This window comes from Paenibacillus sp. FSL H7-0940 (genome assembly GCF_037979415.1).
GTDB lineage: Bacteria > Bacillota > Bacilli > Paenibacillales > Paenibacillaceae > Paenibacillus > Paenibacillus amylolyticus.
The window spans coordinates 2,244,670-2,262,896 of record NZ_CP150280.1; the positions used below are offsets into that span (position 1 = coordinate 2,244,670).

General features: G+C 43.2%; 15 protein-coding genes and 1 pseudogene. 4 read left to right on the top strand and 12 right to left on the bottom strand.

Annotation, left to right across the window (positions count from 1 at the left end):
- The first annotated feature begins 81 nt into the window (after positions 1-81).
- Together MHB71_RS09885 and MHB71_RS09890 are read left to right on the top strand one after the other, a co-directional pair.
- Positions 82-957 (top strand): LysR family transcriptional regulator, encoded by an 876-nt coding sequence (locus MHB71_RS09885; protein ID WP_249911794.1) that lies wholly within the window; start codon positions 82-84, stop codon positions 955-957.
- 26 nt (positions 958-983) lie between these two features.
- Positions 984-1,154 (top strand): annotated as a pseudogene (locus MHB71_RS09890) (GNAT family protein); the annotation flags it as partial.
- Between the two features lie 59 nt (positions 1,155-1,213).
- On the opposite strand, the gene MHB71_RS09895 reads toward MHB71_RS09890, so the two are convergent.
- The 9 genes from MHB71_RS09895 to MHB71_RS09935 all read right to left on the bottom strand — a co-directional run bounded on the left by MHB71_RS09895 (position 1,214) and on the right by MHB71_RS09935 (position 11,910).
- On the bottom strand, positions 1,214-2,404 hold the full coding sequence (locus MHB71_RS09895; protein ID WP_340029458.1) for an MFS transporter: 1,191 nt from the start codon (positions 2,402-2,404) through the stop codon (positions 1,214-1,216).
- Between the two features lie 131 nt (positions 2,405-2,535).
- On the bottom strand, positions 2,536-3,960 hold the full coding sequence (locus MHB71_RS09900) for a 6-phospho-beta-glucosidase (protein ID WP_036671179.1): 1,425 nt from the start codon (positions 3,958-3,960) through the stop codon (positions 2,536-2,538).
- A gap of 28 nt (positions 3,961-3,988) precedes the next feature.
- On the bottom strand, positions 3,989-5,878 hold the full coding sequence (locus MHB71_RS09905) for a beta-glucoside-specific PTS transporter subunit IIABC (RefSeq protein WP_340029459.1): 1,890 nt from the start codon (positions 5,876-5,878) through the stop codon (positions 3,989-3,991).
- A 178-nt stretch (positions 5,879-6,056) separates the two neighbouring features.
- Positions 6,057-6,938 carry a LysR family transcriptional regulator gene (locus MHB71_RS09910; protein WP_100526282.1) on the bottom strand — a complete coding sequence of 294 codons (882 nt, stop codon included), beginning with the start codon at positions 6,936-6,938 and terminating at the stop codon, positions 6,057-6,059.
- Between the two features lie 127 nt (positions 6,939-7,065).
- Positions 7,066-7,821: a carboxymuconolactone decarboxylase family protein gene (locus MHB71_RS09915; protein ID WP_340029460.1), complete on the bottom strand. Its 756-nt coding sequence runs from the start codon at positions 7,819-7,821 to the stop codon at positions 7,066-7,068.
- 197 nt (positions 7,822-8,018) lie between these two features.
- Positions 8,019-8,993 (bottom strand): hypothetical protein, encoded by a 975-nt coding sequence (locus MHB71_RS09920; protein WP_340029461.1) that lies wholly within the window; start codon positions 8,991-8,993, stop codon positions 8,019-8,021.
- Complete coding sequence (locus MHB71_RS09925; protein ID WP_282321409.1) at positions 8,993-9,484, bottom strand: sigma-70 family RNA polymerase sigma factor; 492 nt, start codon at positions 9,482-9,484, stop codon at positions 8,993-8,995. The genes MHB71_RS09920 and MHB71_RS09925 overlap by 1 nt, the downstream gene beginning before the upstream one ends.
- Positions 9,485-9,669: 185 nt before the next feature.
- The gene (locus MHB71_RS09930) at positions 9,670-11,250 is read right to left on the bottom strand and encodes a histidine-type phosphatase (RefSeq protein ID WP_340029462.1); all 1,581 of its coding nucleotides are present in this window, start codon (positions 11,248-11,250) and stop codon (positions 9,670-9,672) included.
- A gap of 240 nt (positions 11,251-11,490) precedes the next feature.
- Complete coding sequence (locus MHB71_RS09935; RefSeq protein ID WP_339187312.1) at positions 11,491-11,910, bottom strand: DUF3237 domain-containing protein; 420 nt, start codon at positions 11,908-11,910, stop codon at positions 11,491-11,493.
- Positions 11,911-12,047: 137 nt separating this feature from the next.
- On the opposite strand from MHB71_RS09935, the gene MHB71_RS09940 reads away from it, so the two are divergent.
- Positions 12,048-13,250 carry a tetracycline resistance MFS efflux pump gene (locus tag MHB71_RS09940; protein WP_036671164.1) on the top strand — a complete coding sequence of 401 codons (1,203 nt, stop codon included), beginning with the start codon at positions 12,048-12,050 and terminating at the stop codon, positions 13,248-13,250.
- Positions 13,243-13,887 carry a TetR/AcrR family transcriptional regulator gene (locus MHB71_RS09945; protein WP_036615814.1) on the top strand — a complete coding sequence of 215 codons (645 nt, stop codon included), beginning with the start codon at positions 13,243-13,245 and terminating at the stop codon, positions 13,885-13,887. Before MHB71_RS09940 ends, MHB71_RS09945 begins: the two co-directional genes overlap by 8 nt.
- A 91-nt stretch (positions 13,888-13,978) precedes the next feature.
- Here MHB71_RS09945 and MHB71_RS09950 read toward each other — a convergent pair whose 3' ends face one another.
- The 3 genes from MHB71_RS09950 to MHB71_RS09960 form a co-directional block, all read right to left on the bottom strand.
- The gene (locus MHB71_RS09950; RefSeq protein ID WP_340029463.1) at positions 13,979-16,240 is read right to left on the bottom strand and encodes a glycoside hydrolase family 3 N-terminal domain-containing protein; all 2,262 of its coding nucleotides are present in this window, start codon (positions 16,238-16,240) and stop codon (positions 13,979-13,981) included.
- 98 nt (positions 16,241-16,338) lie between these two features.
- Positions 16,339-17,259: a carbohydrate ABC transporter permease gene (locus tag MHB71_RS09955; RefSeq protein WP_036615816.1), complete on the bottom strand. Its 921-nt coding sequence runs from the start codon at positions 17,257-17,259 to the stop codon at positions 16,339-16,341.
- A gap of 15 nt (positions 17,260-17,274) precedes the next feature.
- Positions 17,275-18,216 (bottom strand): ABC transporter permease subunit, encoded by a 942-nt coding sequence (locus MHB71_RS09960; RefSeq protein ID WP_047844314.1) that lies wholly within the window; start codon positions 18,214-18,216, stop codon positions 17,275-17,277.
- Between the last annotated feature and the right edge of the window lie 11 nt (positions 18,217-18,227).

An 18,227-nucleotide genomic window follows, 5' to 3' on the forward strand; every position in this document is an offset into this window, starting at 1 on the left:
TCTTACTTGAACGTATTCATTTATTCCAACGCATTATATGTTATGATTTGATGAACTAGAAGGAATGAAGGAATGGTGCAAATGGAGCTTCTTCAACTAAAATATTTCCTGACGGTGGCCCGATGCGAGCATGTTACGGAAGCTGCGGGAAAGCTGCATGTCACGCAATCCTCCCTGAGCAAAACGATACAACGATTAGAGGACGACTTGGGAGTCCCTTTATTTGATCGAATCGGGAGAAAGCTGCGACTAAACGACTTTGGAAGAACATTTCTTCAGCGAACTGAAAAAGCCTTATTTGAATTGGAACAAGGAAAGCGGGAAATTGCTGACCTCTCCAATCCGGATCAGGGTACACTGCAATTGGCGGTGACTACGGCGAGCACATTGCCAGGTATACTGCGGGAATTCCGGAAAAATAAGCCGGATATTCAGTTCCATGTGCAAATGGTTTCGTTAGAAAACATGTCCAGACTTCTGCATCGGGGCGAGGTAGACTTTTGTCTCTCCTCCCCTCCGATTGAAGGTGACGATATCGAATGTCAGATACTATATGACGACCCGATTGTAGTCGCTGTTCCTATGGGTCATCGATATGCAGACCGAAGCAGCATTCAATTATCCGAGCTTAAGGACGAGTGGTTTGTTGGGGTGAAGCAAGGGTATGGGGTTCGTGATATGGTAGATTCCGTATGTCAATCCGCTGGTTTCCTACCGAAGTATGTATATGAAGGTGATGAGCCTGCAAGATTAACCGCCCTTGTGGAGGCGGAGATCGGTCTCGCGTTTATACCTAGCACAGCCAGAAACCCCCATGAGCGCATTAAATATCTTCAGGTAGAGGAGCACCAACTCGTTCGGAAAATCGCTTTACTTTCGCATAAAAACAGGTATATTTCCAAAGCCGCTTTAGAGTTTCGCAGCGTGGTTATGGACTATTTCAGTGCTATGCCATGAGCATAAATTCAATCCAGAGGAGTCCATTCGAACATCTGAAATTCCACCGGATAGAAGCTCATATTAATGTGGATAACACCCCTTCCATTAAACTGGCAGAGAGTGTTGGTATGGAATTCGAATGCCTTCGTAAAGGGTTTATACACGAAAATAATGAATGGACCGATCACTTGGTGTATTACAAAAATTCTATTTAAACGGTTCATACAACTTACTCTAAAACAAGGGAACTCCATATCATGAAGTTCCCTGTTTTCTATGTTTGTTGAATATTCTTCTTTTTGCGATGAAGGGTTACTACTCCCAAACTAACTGCTGAAATCCATAATAGAATTATTGCATTACTTGAGACTAATGATTGCACTGTATCTAGTCGTAATAATTGCGTAATTAACCTTCCTTCATACGGTGAAAGTGTGGCTCCCAAGTTATACGCGATCAGAACAATGGTCGTACCCAGCTTTGCCATTTTGGCGATTTGTTGTGCAAAAGTATGCAATAAATAGGGCATTATACAGCGGAATGAAAACCCGATGATCATTGAGCACACGGTAGTAAGCATGATACTTTGCGAGATCGTCGTAACGAACATCGAGCTTCCAAGTAACAGAATCGATAATGGAACGATATAGTTACCGAGTGTTTTGTATACTTTCCCAAAAGAAAAGCCGGCAACAAAAGCTCCCAAACCTATAAATGCAATCATGTTGCTTCCATTTGTCGCAGTTCCGATTTTTTTTTCCAAAATCAAAGGAGTAATCTGTAAATTATAATTGATGAAAATAGCTACTATTACAAATAATAAGAGACCATAGCCAATCATGACTTGAAGGGCTTTTTTATTATTTGTGTGGCTTGGATTCGTGCTGACCTCTTCTCTTCTATTAAGCTCTTTTTTATCAGAAGGAACGAAAATCAGGAATGCAATGAAAATAGGAAGTGCCAGGGCGTAGACATAAAATGATGTGTGCCAGCCCATTTTCAATAGTTGACCAACGAGTAGTGTCAGACAAATGCCTCCTAATCCCTCAAAGGCACTTTCTAAGCCAATTACGGTTGCTTGTTTACCTGGATTTTTATGATACATATCACTGATCATCTGAATGATGAGCCGGTTAAATAAACCTACACCTAACCCAAACAAACAGCGAGAAATGAACAGCAACGAAAAAAGGTCATGATACAATGCAGGGAATACTCCCGCAATGAGAACAAGTCCTAATCCAGTTAGTATAGTTGCTTTCTTCCCAATAAGAAGTTCAAGTCGATTAGCAATTAACACACCAAGAATGACAAATAATGAAGGTATGGTCGTTAATAATCCTACGTGTGTTACCGATATCTCTGGAAAATCATTGGTTATTGCAGGAATGTTAGCGGCAATCACTGGACCTGAAGAAATTAATAACGCAACGGACAATAAAGAATATGTTTTAAGCTTCTCCATGTATATTATAAAAAACCAACTCCTAATGTTTGTTTTTGCTCCATATGGCCAGTAGTTAGCCTAGATGCTGCGATAAATGGATAAAGCAGTAACGCATAAGTCGCTGACTTCATGCGTTACTGCTCAGTCGATTAGAGTTCTTTGCCGTTACTTTGAATAACTTTTTTGAACCATTCAAAGGATTTTTTCTTGCTGCGTTTCAACGTACCATTTCCAGCGTCATCTTTGTCGACATGTATGAAACCGTATCGTTTACTCATCTCTCCAGAACTTGAGCTTACTAGATCAATGCAACCCCAGGACGTGTAACCCAACAACTCTACGCCATCTTCTTCCACTGCTGTTATGAAAGCTTGGATGTGTTGACGCAAATACTCGATTCTATAATCATCCGCAATATATCCCGTCTCATCAGGAGTATCTATCGCTCCTAAGCCATTTTCAACGATGAATAGTGGCTTTTGATATCGGTCATACAAGGAATTCATTGTAATTCTTAGACCTTCAGGATCGATTTGCCATCCCCATTCACTTGTTTTCAAATGAGGATTGCGCAGTGTCGGAAACAGGTTAGCTGCCGTTTGTGTGTTTACTTCCGGGTCTGCACTGGTTAATCGTGAACCATAATAACTGAACGAAACGAAATCAACCGTATTATTTTTCAAACATTCCTCGTCCCCGTCTTCCATGGCTAAATGAATATTCATTCGTTCTAACATTTTCTTGGCATAGTTTGGGTATTCTCCTCGGGACTGTACATCGACGAAGAAGTAGTGCTCGCGATCTCTTGTCATGGCTTTCCAGACATCATCTGGTGCACATGTATACGGGTAAGTGTTGGCACCTGCTAACATACAGCCAATCTTAATTTCCGGGTTAATTCTACGCGCAATTTCAGTTGCTTTTGCACTTGCGATCAATTGATGATGAGCCGCCTGATACTTCACAGCATCCTCATTCTCACCTTCTTCAAACACTAGGCCTGAGCTGCCAAAAGGTAGATGCAACAGCATGTTAATTTCATTAAAGGTAAGCCAATACTTCACTTTATCTTTATAACGGGTGAAGATCGTTTCACACAGTCTCTCATAATAATCCACCATTTTTCGACTTCTCCACGATCCAATAGTTTTCACCAAATGAATAGGGACATCAAAATGGGTAATGGTGACTAACGGCTCAATGCCATACTTCAAACATTCGTCAAATACATTTTCATAGAATTTCAAACCCTCTTCGTTGGGTAACTCGTCATCTCCATTAGGGTAGATCCGAGTCCATGCCAAAGATAAACGGAAACACGTAAAGCCCATCTCTGCAAATAAAGCAATGTCTTCTTTATACCGATGATAAAAATCAATAGCCTCATGACTCGGATAAAAATGTTCTTGATCACACTCCAACATTTTTAACTGTCCTCGCATGACAGGAACACGATCTTTCCCTGCCGGGATTACATCAACTGTGGATAGTCCCTTGTTGCCTTCTGCATATCCACCTTCACATTGGTTAGCAGCAACTGCCCCACCCCACAAAAAGTCTTTTCTTAAAGTCATTAAAACACACTCCTAACCTGTAGTTTTGTTAAGCTTTGACAACCAACAATGTATTGTTAAAATCAATATTTTTGGGACTAGTCTCTGCGATCACATCCGAGTAACTATACGAATTGGTTACAATGACGGGCGTTTGAGTGACATATCCTTCTTGTCTAATTTTGTCCAGATCAAAAGTCAGCAAGGTCTGCCCTTTTGTAATTCTCTGACCTTCTTCAACGAACGCTTCAAAATATTTTCCGTTCAGCTTTACCGTATTTAAGCCGACATGAATAAGAATTTCGACTCCTTCATCGGATAATAGTCCAATAGCATGTTTCTTAGGAAATAGAGATACAATCATGCCATCAAATGGAGCAATGACTTTCCCCTCGCTAGGTTCAATAGCAATTCCTTTACCCATTGCCTCTGAGGCAAACGCTGCATCTTGTACATCCTGAAGTTGGATAAGCTGACCTTTAAGTGGAGTTGCAATAACAGAATCTTTAATTGTAATGACTTCATCCGCAACCCGACTCCCTTCGTTCGCATTTGAAACAGTGTTCTGTGAAGGTGCATCTTTTTCATATTTCAAACTGAGCAAATAGGTAAGTACAGCAGTTACGACAGTTGTTATAACAAGTGCGATCAAAATGTTATATAGATTCCAGATATTTTCACCAATGTACAGAGGAATCGCCGGGATTCCTGAAGCGCCTGTTGCGTACCGAGAAACATCCATTAGCCCTGCAAAGAGTCCCCCACTGGCAGCTCCAATCATACCCGCGACAAGTGGGTATCTCTTCGGTAAGTTTACGCCGTAAAGAGCTGGTTCCGTGATTCCCATCAACGCGGTGATCCCACTGGAAGCTGAAATTTGTTTTAATGCTTTATCCTTGGTTCTCATCCCTACAACTAATGCCGCAACACCTTGACCTATACAATTGATCATCGCCCCAGGACCGAGGATATTCTCATAACCTGATGTGGTGATTTGAGCAATGGATAGAGGCACAATATTATGGTGCAGCCCAAACATAACCAGTATTGGCCAGAAGGTTGCTACCAGGAAAATAACCAGCCAGCTACCATGTGCGGCCAAGAAGTCAAAGCCCATCGCTAAATACGTTCCAAAAAATGACCCCAGTGGTCCCAACACGGTTAAGGCCAGAATTCCCGTTACTAAAATAGTGCACATGGGAACAAAAATAACTTTCACTGCATTCGGAATGATCCTTTTAAACAACGATTCAATATATGATTGTGACCAAACTATTAAGAGAATTGGAACTACAGAAGAACTATACGATACAAGAGTTAGCGGGATTCCAAAAACACTTACGTCAGTCCCATCCAAACGCAATTGTGTCAAGTTGGGATGGAGCAAAACACCGGCTAAAACGAGTGCTAAGACTGGACTGCATTTTAGTTTGTTTGCAGCTGAAAACGCCAACAAGAATGGTAAAAAGTAGAAAATAGCATCTGACATAAGACTTACGACATAGTAGGTTTGGGAATCTTTTGAAATCCAGTTGAACAAAATAAGTAGAGCGAGTAATGCCTTGATCATACCAGCCCCAGCTATAGCAGGAACAATCGGACTAAATGTCCCCGAGACGAAATCGATTAATTTCCCCAAAATACTAACTTTCCTAGCTTGAGTTGGTTCACCCGATGAACTCGCGTTAGGTTGAAGATGCTTGATCACTTCTTTGTAAACGTCTTCAACATGTGTGCCGATGACGACTTGAAATTGTCCGCCGCTCTCAACCGCATCAATAACACCGTCCAACGATTTAAGCGCTTTTTGATCTGCTTTATTAGTATCATTCAGTGCAAATCTAAGCCTAGTCATACAGTGAGTCAGAGTGGATACATTCTCACTACCGCCCACTTTCTCTACAATATCTTGAGCCAACTTCTCGTATTTCTTGCTCATCCAATAATGCCCCCTCTTGTTGTTGCCATCTAAATGAATGAGACCAAAAGCGCTCTAAATAACTTCTCTTTGCAATAAAAAAAGCTATTTATCTGAAATACATAAAGGCTGCATTCATTACACCTTTAAAATATCATCTGATAAACAGCTATAGCCAATACCTATAATTCATACTTTATTATGCCTGAAAGGCATGCCTGATATGTTCCAAAAAACGTACCTCCGTTTGACTGAATACCTTATGTTTTTTCCAGACAATCACTGTTGGAAACTGAAGTTCCGGTTGAAAAGGTCTGAAGCATAATGTGTCAGACTGCTTCATTGCAAGCGCACCCTCAATACAGATGGCCGTCCCTAACCCCTCCTCTACGAGGTTAAGTATGTTAGATATTAAATTATAGGTCGCAACAAAGTTTAAATGTGCATACTCATCGGCAAACCAGCTTGCAATCTCATTCTGTACGACAGATCGGCTGGATATGAGCAGAGGCACTCCGGCTAAATCGGTTGAAGTGACATATTCTTTCTGGGCAAGAGGTGATGAGGTCTTCATAAGGACTCCCCAGCGTTCCTTCTGGGGCAGTCTGATGAAATCGTATTTCTCAATGTGAATGGGCTCTAACAAAATGCCCACATCGAGCAGTCCTTTATCGATTCGCTCCTTTATGTCATCCCCCGTTCCACTATAGATGTGATATTTAACCTGCGGATACTCTATATTGAAGTCTTTTAATAATTGTAAAATAACATTGGACGTTAATGATTCAACACTCCCGATCGATATGGTTCCTCCGACCAGATTGTTCTGATCTTTAAACTCTTTCTCTGTTTTATCCGCAAGAGTGAGAATTTCTTCTGCTCTTTGACGTAAAAGCATGCCTGCTTCTGTCAGTGTTATTTTACTTTTACCGCGTATAAACAATTGAGTTTCTAAATTTTTTTCCAGATCAGCCAACTGCCTGCTTAACGTTGGCTGTGTCACATGTAAGATCGTTGCAGCATGTGTGATATTTTCTACTCGAGCTACTGTCAAAAAATATCGAAGTACTCTTAACTCCATAATTCCTCCTGATTTACATTCATTTAAGTATCTACTGAATCATTCTTTCTTTACTATACCTTCCTGTTAACCAGAAGAAGACAGTTGATTGGGATAATCAACTGTCTGTTGCTTCAAATAAAGAAGATTATTTCTCTGGAATGATCTCATTAACGCAGGCTAAAGCATTTAGTGTTCTAGGAAATCCCATGTAGGGAAGGCAGTGAGTTAGAGCGGTGATCATGGTTTCTTTATAATTGCCAACATTGATGTTACCCTGAACGTGTGCTTTGACTTGACTATCCGCACCTCCGAGTGCACTTAGTATACAAAGGGTAAGGAGCTCTCGTGTTTTCAGATCCAGACCTCCGCGGGTATAGAAGTCTCCAAAACAAAATGCTGAAAGATAGTCCTGTATATGCTTCTGATTTGACGGGGCATTTTCCCGGTTTTTCTCAATAATATCGCCAAAAATCTCTTTTTGAATACCAAGTCCTTTGTCAAAGCGATTATCTTCTTCAACCCGTTTTTGACTTTCAAGAGGCAGTGCAACATTTCGCTCTTTGAACACTTCATTCATTTCCGATATGGCATTTAAGGTTTTGGGGAATCCCACATAAGGTGCGCATTGATAGATTGCTTCTTGGATCTCCGTTGGAGTCAACCCAACATTTAGCCCTGCACGAGTATGTGCTTTGAGCTGTGGCAACGTTTGATTAGTAACCAGTACGACCAAAGTAATAAGCTCACGTTGCTTATCGTCAAGGGCACCTTGATTGAAAATTTCACCAAATATGAAGCGACTTAATATGTCCTGTAACTCAGGATCAGTAGCATATGCCGCTGGAACTCCCTCGCCGAATAGTCTTTTATATGTTTCCTGGCTCTTTTCGATTCGATTCATATTCATCTAACCTCCTGTTTCTTTTTAGTTAAAACTAGGTGTACCCATTTTACATTGAAAGGGGAAAGAATCCATATCCTATTCATATCATTTTATTGCCTAATCCTATCAAGTGATTGTTTGTTGATGAAAAAAGCGAACTAAGCACTTGCGTGCCTGTTCGCTCTTCTTGGTTAAGCCATATGGCTGTCTTCGCCTTACTCGCCCAAGCTGTCCCAGAATGATTGGAACGCGCCTTTCTCCACTTCCAGGAATGCCGGAACATTACCATAACGAACCAGACCTTCTTCACCAAACAGAACCAGTGGGACCTGCGTTTTGTCTTCCAGCGTGAGATAGATGATCTTGCGATCTTCCTTGCCGTAGAGGTTCTCTTCCAACTCCGGGCTCGTTGCGATCGGTTTGGCAGCATTTAGCGATGAGATAAAGCTGTCCAGTGCTTCATCCGCTGCTAACGGTTGAAGCTGCTGCAATCCATTGTTCCAGCTATTAAACGTCTCCCATTGCGCCGAGGCGATGTTGCCTTCGAGATGAAGCTTGCTGATCAGGTCGGCACCAGTACCAATGGTGATCCCGTTGTTCTTGTCGAATAACTGAGCATACACCTGACCATCGATCTCGGTGTAGGACATGATGCGGAAGTCCTTATCGTAGCCATTAACAGCATAGATGTCAGCTTCGCCAATGTTGGAAGCAAGCTCCGTATATTTATCTTGGCCGCTCAGCTCATCAATGCCGCCAGTGGTGGTACCCAGTTTATCCCCCCGCAGGTTGAGTGCATTTGCGCCTTCAAGCAATGTTGGGGACTGCGTATATACGTTTCCTCCATAAACAACCAGTTGCATCATATCAGCCATCGCGCCTTTGCCCTGTGAACTCGGCAACTCCATCTTCGGAATCACGATCGGGTCAAACGACGCGCCTGGAGTCACCGCTGCCACCTGTGGTGTTGGTGTGGCTGGTCCATTGAATTGTTGCCATACACTTGGCGCAGCCAATCCAATGCTGGCAGCGATAACAACACTTGCTGCAATGTATAGTGGTTTACGTTGACGTTTTGGTCCCTGATGTTGCGTGTTTAAGGATTGCTCTACCCGTTTTTTCATTTGTTCGTTTGTTTTCATATGATCCACCGCTTTCTTGTATTTTTGTTTGAATTGTTCTTCGTTCATTACAGTCCCTCTCCTTCCAGCTCCAGTTTTAACAGCTGTCTTCCTCGTTTCAATCTCATTTTCACTGCTGATTCGCTAATCTCCAGGATCTCGCTGATTTCTCGGATCGGATAATCTTCGTAATAATACAGATGAACCACCGATCTATACTTGACGGGCAGTGACAGTACAAGTTCGATCAGCGCGTGATCTTCAGGGTTGTCTGTTGTAAGAGGATCGACTCCCTCCAGCTTGACCTCCCGTTTGCGCCAGCCTCTGCCTAATAAGGATTTGCAATGATTGGTGATGACCCGAATCAACCATGCTTTTTGATGCTCCGCATCGTTGAACGTAGGGGCTTTTTCTATTAGTTTGATGAAGGTATCCTGAGTGGCTTCCTCCGCGTCTTCTCGTCTGCCGAGGTGCACCATGGCAATCCGGAACAGCGTATCCGCGTATGTCTCATAGACTTTCATCACATGATCGCCCAGCTGGGGCACTGATCGCTGCATGGTTGTTATGCCCTCCTTTATACCTCTAACACTCTTACGGACGGCATTTGGTCACATTTTGTTTTAGGATTTTTTTACTGGTCCATTTCATTCAAAATGCAAAAAAAGAAAGCAGCCCCATGGAGAGGAGTTGCTTTCTTCATCTTCGTCTTTATTTTCATATAAAATGCATATCGTTTCACCGATTAGAAATTCTTCTGTAAAAGCTCGATATTGTCTTCCAAACTGCTATCCAGTTCTACGCCGACCTTCTGAAGTTTGTTTAGGTAATATGTCTTCACATCTTCCCATTTATAGTACGGATAGGTCTTTGTTTCAATCGGGAACGCGATCTCTTCTTCATTTCTAAGCATTTTCACGAGAACATCCTTACCATTGGAATACAGAATCCATTGAATATTTGCTCCCATTGGTGAGATAACCGAGCCATTCCAGTTTTGGGTCACGTCCTGCGGTTTGTCGATACTCACATTAGCTCCGGCGATATCCAGGAATGAAGATAGTGGAATGATGGTTTCTGCGTGAGCAAAACGAAATATACCAGCCGTGTCTTTTTGCTGAATGGACTGGTCGGTAGACACGATCAACTCTTTGACCAGAGGTGCAATGATATTCTGCGGCAAATCCGTTGACGTTAAAGATGGACCTTTTTCATAGAAATCATTGATATTGTCAATACTCTCGTACCATTTCAACTGATTAGCCGTGAAATACCGCCCGAATTCGAAGTCACCTTCTCCTTTAATATTCGAAGATATGATGTAGAGTTCGTATAAATTAGAAGCAGCCTCGGTTGGGTTGCTGAGCTTCACTTTTCCCTTCTCATCTTTCAGTTCAAACTCTCCAGCGTTCAGCCGTTGATAGAAGTCATCAGAGAAAAATTGCAGAAGGACCTCTTTTGCATAACGCGTTCCAGTGCTCTGTGTGACATAATCCTCGTATAACTTAACCCAGTCTCCATCTTCTACGTACTCATTATACTTTGTCGCTAGGTCGTAGGGCCGTAGATAGGGGTCTTTCCCTTCTTCAAAAGCTGAAGCCAGAATGTCTAATTTGTTATCTCCCAAGCTTCCCTTTAACCCGTCAATAAACTGATCTCTGCTCTGCGGCGTTCGATCTTTGAAGGTTGCTTGTGCAATCACTTTTTTATCCGATGTAAATAGTTCTTTGAAATTCTGCCCAACTCTGGCCCCTATTCCTTTCAGTTCTTCTCCACCCGTAGTGGATAACAATCCATAATGATCTTTTTCAACCTTCATCAGATTGCCAATTTCCTTCTTCAGCTCTTTGCCCAGATTAGTGATCTGCCCGTCCTTTTCAGCGATGTCGAGCAGTTCAAATAACGTCTTATCGTACTTGGAACTGGATAGATGTCTGGAACCATGTCTCCCTATGTAGTTAATAAATATGGGTTCATATCCAATAGGAGCTTTTGTGTAACTTGTTTCCTTAAAAGGATATGGCGTTTTGGTACCGCGGTATCCCTGCTGATCGTTAATTTTAGCTCCAACAAATACCGATTGGGTGTTGTTATCCCAGTCTACCTCTTGCCCCAAGGCTTCACCAATCGCTCTTGCAGGTACATAAGTAACCCCATTGTAGAGAAATGATTCGCCTTCCACCCTTTGACCGTTCACAACCACATTAGCCGATTGTTCAGAAACTTCGATCATGCGTTTGGAGCCTGCACCATATGCGTCAAACACACTTACAGACGTTAAGATGGCGAGTGATGCTACTGAAATCCCGATTTTTTTGATCATCATAATGAATAGTTTTCTCCTTATTCCGCCTGATATGGGTTTATTTTCGCTCATCATACTATAGGTGTGAAGTGTCTGCGCCGTATCCATCCTATGTTAATTAATTGTAAAAGAGTACATATAAATATTGACGTAAAGTCTCATACGACAAAAAGAGCCGCTCCTTAGCGACTCTCGATCTGCATAACCGGCTATCTTGCTCCGAGACACATGAACAAAATAGTTATCACATGTCTCGCACTATCATAGCGCCCTATATATTTTTATATCTATCCCTGACTCCGTCGGATGACCTTCTCCAATAAGTGCCTCACGGTTCAAGAAGGATAAGGCTTTGCTGTCTGTAATCATTTTGGGGGAAGTACGAAATAAAGCAGTTTTCAGCGTTTTATCAATATTTCCGTTATTTTCGATATAAATTTTGCAGGAATGCCCTGAGTTGTCGGTTCCTTGGAGCATGTATCTTGCCGATAGCGTATGCGGACCACCATTCTTCCCGATAATCTGCGTATCCACTCCTCCACCCAGCACAATTCCCTCAAAGTACTTTCCGGTTACGCTGCCTGTAAAAGTAATCATGACAACCGAATCATCTTCGCTATTCTGTAAATCAAATGATTTCTCAATGTTCACATGTACCGTAAACAATTCCTCTAATTTCACGTGTTCCCACCTCCATATGAATTCAATTATAACTCTACTCACTAAAAAAAAGATTTACATATTTCCTTCAAATCATTTAAAATGGTTTACACAATGTAAAGGTTAACAAGTTGTAAATGAAGGGGTTAATGACGTACATGAGTACATTACCAAAATCAGTTCGCTTTCCACTGTTCATTCTGATGTTAAATCTGTTTATTGCTTTATTGGGGCAAGGGATGCTCATCCCCATATTGCCGGAGTATTTGAAGCTTTTTCATGCGGGAGGCACAGTAGCAGGATTTTTAGTTGCAGCCTTCGGTGCCGCTCAATTCTTCTTTTCCCCTCTCGGGGGACAACTGTCTGATCGATTTGGACGCAAAAAGTTGATCATTGCGGGTATGTTTCTGTCTGTCATTTCAGATATCATATTTGCGCTATCGACGTCATTGCCGTTCCTCTATGTCGCACGGTTTATCGGTGGAATCAGTCTTGGTTTAATGGTTCCTGCCAACCTCGCATATGTCGCCGATATTACAACGCCAGAGACACGTGCAAAAGGTATGGGCTATTTCGGCGCAGCTATGAATTTGGGGATGGTTCTCGGACCTGGTCTGGGCGGTCTCATCGCCGAGATGGGCATTCGCATGCCCTATTTCTTTGCAGCGGGTCTGGGACTGATTGCGGCCCTGATGACGCTGCTATTGCCTGAGACACTTCCCCCGGAGAAAAGAACGGTCTCCATCCGTCTTCAAAAAGGAGATCACTTGGGCAAGAAAATCTGGAGTTCTTTTAAAGTCCCCTATTTCAAATACTTGATTGTGTTGCTTGTCATGACCTTTGGTCTCATGAGTTATGAGACAGTATTCGCGCTTTTCGCAGAGCAAAAATACGGATTCGACGCTGCAACAATCTCCATCATTATTACTTTGGGCGCGATTATCGGTATCGTTGTGCAGATCTGGCTTTTGGATTGGTTCGTACAGAGAATAGGTGAAGTTAAGTTGATCCGTCTCTCCTTAATAATCACACCCATAGCTTTATTGTTAATGTTAATTAAGGTCAACCTTGTGTTTCTGTTGTTCGCTTCTGCGTTATTCTTTGCCTTTAATTCGTTTTTACGACCTTCGGTCAGCACGTTAATATCCAAAAATGCAGGAGATCGGCAAGGTTATGCATCGGGTCTGAATACTACATTTTCCAGTCTCGGCACGGTGATTGGGCCGCTGATCGCAGGACTATTGTTTGACAAAAACATAAACTTCCCGTATATTTTTGGTGCAATTATGCTACTCGCTTCTCTCGGACTGACCTTGAACGCATTTCGTTCGAAGAAAGGACAATTGTATACAAGTGAATGAAAACTGGCATCAACAATTGGGAAATAAACATCGTGATGATTTGATTGCAGCAGGTAAGGAGCTTTTTTTGAAATATGGATTGCTCCAGGTGAAGATTAAGGATGTATGTACAAAAGCTGAACTTAGTAGAGTGACCTTTTATAAACATTTTCAGTCAATGGATGAACTTCTTCTAGCCATTCAGATGCAACTGATCGAACATTTAACGGATGAGGTTAGCCGTGCTTCAACGAAGGACTTGAACGGCCGGGAACAACTCACGGTTATGTTGAATGCATGGGTTGTTTATGCCGAGAATCATCCAGACTACATCCGGTTTATTCAATTGTTTGATATCAACTATGAGATGTATGATTTTAGCCCTGAATTAAGAGAAGAGTATGATAAGTTCAACCAGAACGGGAAAGAAAATCATTTCCTGATGGACGCTTTATCCCAAGGTGTTGTTGACGGCAGTATTAAGAACCCATCTCCTCCGCTGGATCTGGCTCAGTTTATCTTCACAACGATGATGGGCATGCTCCAGCGCATGGTAACTATTCGTGGTGCTCATGATAATTCATTGGATATGCGGATGACGGAGCAATTTGTGAAGATGCTGCTTCATTTTGTTTGTAGCGAAGAAATACCCGAGTGATGGCATGGTACATGGATCGATAAAACAAAAGTTTGAAATAAAAAACGGATTCCGTATGCTGGAATCCGTTTTTTTCTTCATTAATTAAGCGTTAATCCGTTATTACGGGTAACTGTCCTCCAGCTTTTAGTTGACCAAGCAATACTTTGATCCCGGCAAACGTATTTGGCTCCTGCTTACCATACACAGCAATTCCTGAGCGCACGTTTTGCAAATAGATCGTTTCGTATGGGTTACCGAGTGAGAACAACGTGTATCGCTGATTACTCTTGTTCATCGCATTAATCAAGGTTTGATAATCACTCCACCCGAACTGGCTGGCCACATTGCGGAATTGGTAAGAAGCAAGAATGACATAATTGGCTTTGCCAATCGCCTGGAGCGTTTCATTCATGTTGCCTTGTCCAACAAGTGATATTTCAGTCTTTAACGACAGGTTATTAGCGGCTTGCAACAGTTGTTTCTCAAGCTGTTTCGCCTGTTCCTGCTCGGCTGCGACAATAACAACCCGGTCACCTTGCTTCATTGGATCAGGAAGCACACCTTTGCGACTGCTGAGTACAGTGACCGCTCGCTCTGCGATTGTCTGCTCCACTGCTCGGTGCGCCTTCGATCCGATGATACCGTTAAGCTGAGTTAGCTTTTGCGCAAGAGTTTGACTGCGTTCAAATAAACCATATTTCGCTTTCATCTCCAAGATTCGTTTCACAGATGCATGTATGGTTTCATCCTTGATCGTTCCATTGTTCACCGCGTTTACCAGCGTTTGATGGGCCGCTGCTGAATCTTTTGGCATAAGGATGATATCAACACCTGCGGAAACGGCGCGTTCTACCGATTGATTCTCCCCAAAATGCTCTGCAATTGCATTCATGGTAAAGGCATCAGACACAATGAGACCTTCATATCCAAGCTCTCCGCGAAGAAGTCCTGTCAGTACCTTTTTCGATAAGGTGGCAGGAATCGGCACACGTTCACCGTCTTTGAGCGAAGTGACATGTTCGTTGTCTATGGCAGGGAAAGCAATATGTGCGGTCATAATCATCTCCACATCATTTTTGATTGCAGCCCGAAACGGTTTTAATTCTACCGCATCAAGCCGTTCTCGGTTATGGGCAAGCACAGGCATACCAAGATGGGAATCTACCGTTGTATCTCCATGTCCCGGAAAATGCTTAACTGCCGCCATCACCCCTGATTGCTGTAGCCCTTTTATTGTTGCCAGACCAAGCCGTGTCACCAAATCCGCCTCCGAGCCAAACGACCGTATACCAATGATGGGGTTATCTGGATTGCTGTTGATGTCCAGCACTGGCCCAAAATTAATCTGCAGTCCCAGTGCCTTCAGCTCCTCCCCTGTCAGCTGACCAGCTGCTTCGGCTAGTGTTGCATCTCCAGTTGCGCCAAGCGCCATCTGACCTGGCAGGTTCGTACCGCCTGGTATTCGCTTAATAACGCCTCCTTCTTGGTCGATGCTAAGAAATAGAGGAATGTCACCTGCTTCTCTTTGTATATCATGTGTGAACGTTGTAAGCTGCGTCACGTCTACAATATTTTTGTCAAAAAGAATAAGTCCGCCCAAGTCCTGATCATGGATCGTGCGTTTCAGCCCCTCATTAACGGTCGTTGTCGCTTTACCATTCCATTGCCTAATGTCGGGCATAAGCATCTGACCAACTTGCTCGCTTACCGTCATATAGGATATCAGTTTGTCCCAATCTTGTGTCCGAATGGCCGCTTCACGTTCGAAGCGAATTACTCTCGCCATAAATACGGCATATTCAGCACGCGTGACAGCTTGATTCGGACGGAAGGTGGCATCTGAATAACCGCCGACCAAGCCGTTTGAACTCATAATAAGAATGGGTGCTGCTGCCCAATGCCTGTCCGTGTCTGTCCATTTTGCGGCGTTCTTACCTTCCACGAGTGCATATGCCCGTGTAAGGAAGGCCGCAGTCTCTGCGCGGCTAAGTGGTGCGTCCGGACGGAAAGTTCCGTTAGGAAAACCACTTGCAAGTCCATTTTTAGCAGCTATCATGATTTCTCGATGGAAAGGATGTGTAGTTGGAACATCGGAATAAGTTGTGCCTTCCACTGCTCTTTGAAGCTGATCTGAATAGAGCTCGCGCACCATAAAAGTGACAGCTTGTGCCCTTGTCACAAGTGCCTCTGGCTTGAAGATCCCATTGCCGTATCCGGCTACTGTTCCCCGTTTCGCCATATACATGATGCCATCCTCTGCCCACTTTGAATACTTTAGATCAACAAACGTTTCTTCCGCAGCTGCCGTTCCCACCCCTATAAGCATAGAGCCAACAACGGCACCAATAATCGTCATCCATTTTACATGCATTTGTTTCACTCCTGTTGTATTCTATGGATGAATAGACGTTACTACGGTATAGTTTGTTGCGTTTTTATAAGTTCAATGAAATTATATTCAGGTCATGACTATCCCTTCACGCCACCAATCGTCATACCCTGGACAAAGTATTTCTGTAAGAACGGATACACCATCAGAATAGGAACACTTGCAATAATGGTCATGGTCGCTCGAATCGAGGTTGGTGTGACCGCCGTTGCATTGCTTTCGGCAGACTGATAAGCATCACTTGCTGATGAAGTCGCTGAGGTTGTCGAAGTTTGCAGAATCTTCATCAACTCATATTGCAATGTGCTTAATTCTTTATTGGAAGAGTTGTACAGGAATACATCGAACCAGGAATTCCATTGTCCCACAGCTACAAAGAGTGATACGGTTGCCATTGCGGGAATCGTTAGCGGCAGGACAACGCGGATAAATGTCGTGAACTCCCCTGCCCCGTCAATACGGGCTGACTCCAGAATGCCTTCAGGAAGACCCTCAATAAATGAACGGATGACGATCATATTGAAGACACCGATTACACCCGGAATGATATATACCCAGAAGGAACCGATCAATCCAAGGTCTCGAATCAGCAGATAACCGGGGATCAACCCCCCGCTGAAATACATGGTGAATACAAAAAACATCGTAACAAACTTGCGAAGCACAAATTCCTGACGACTAACCGTATACGCGAGCATGGCTGTACAGAAGACGGACACCACGGTTCCAATGATCGTACGCAGCGCCGAGATCAGAGTTGCGTGATAAATATCGGATTCGCCAAAAATGTATTTGTAGTTGTCCAGTGTCCATACACGAGGCCATAGATATATTCCACCCCGAATGGCATCATTTGCATTATTGAAAGATACGGCAATCATATTAACAAAGGGATAGATCGTCACAATCATCAGACATACCATGAAGATGATGTTAAAAGTGTCAAACGCTCGATCCCCGGTGCTGCTATTCCGCAAGCGGGATGTGTTTCCTTTACGCATGGCATAGGCCTCCTTTTAGAATAGTCTGCTCTCTCCCATTTTTTTCGCTATATAGTTCGCTGAGAAAAGGAAGATGAAGCTGACCACCGTTTTGAATATGCCAGCTGCTGTACCTAAGGAAAAGTTCCCCATCCCTAATCCATATTTCAGTACAAAGATGTCCAGATTCTCCGAATAGTCCATATTCATCCCGTTACCCAGCAGATATTGCGGTTCGAATCCGGATTCAAGAATACTTCCCATGTTCATGATCAACAAGATCACAATAACCGGTTTCAAGCCAGGCAGGGTGATATATAACATCCGTTTGAAGCGACTGGCTCCATCAATCTCGGCAGCCTCATATTGCGCCGGATCAATTGCCGTAATTGCTGCCAGATAGATAATGGTGTTCCAACCGACATCTTTCCAGACCTCAGTTGCCCCCAGAATACCCCAGAAGTATTCTCCTTTCCCCATCCATAGTACCGGACTGTCAATCAGGTGAAGCTTCATCAGCAGAAGATTGATAATTCCGTCTGGTGACAGGACTGTTAATACAATGCTGGAAGCAACAACCCACGAGATAAAGTGAGGCAGATAACTGACGGTTTGCACAAAACGTTTAAATATGACATTTTTCAGCTCATTCAACAAGAGAGCCAGCGTAATTGCTGTCACAAATCCCAACACCAGTTTAATGGAACTCATAACGAGTGTATTTCGCAGCACCCGGTAGAAGGTATTGTCTTCAAATAACGTACTAAAATGTTGCCAACCTACCCATTGCTGATCCGAGAAGGACCTTGCCGGTTTGAAATTCTGAAAAGCCATGGTCCATCCCCATAACGGCAGGTACTTGAAGATAAAAGCCCAGATGACAAAAGGAATACACATCCAGGCAAGCGTTCGTTGCTGCACAAGTCGCTTAAAGAACGAGTGTGCTCTGGTTCCCTTCGGACTCGAGGCCGGAGGCATCGAGTTAAGGG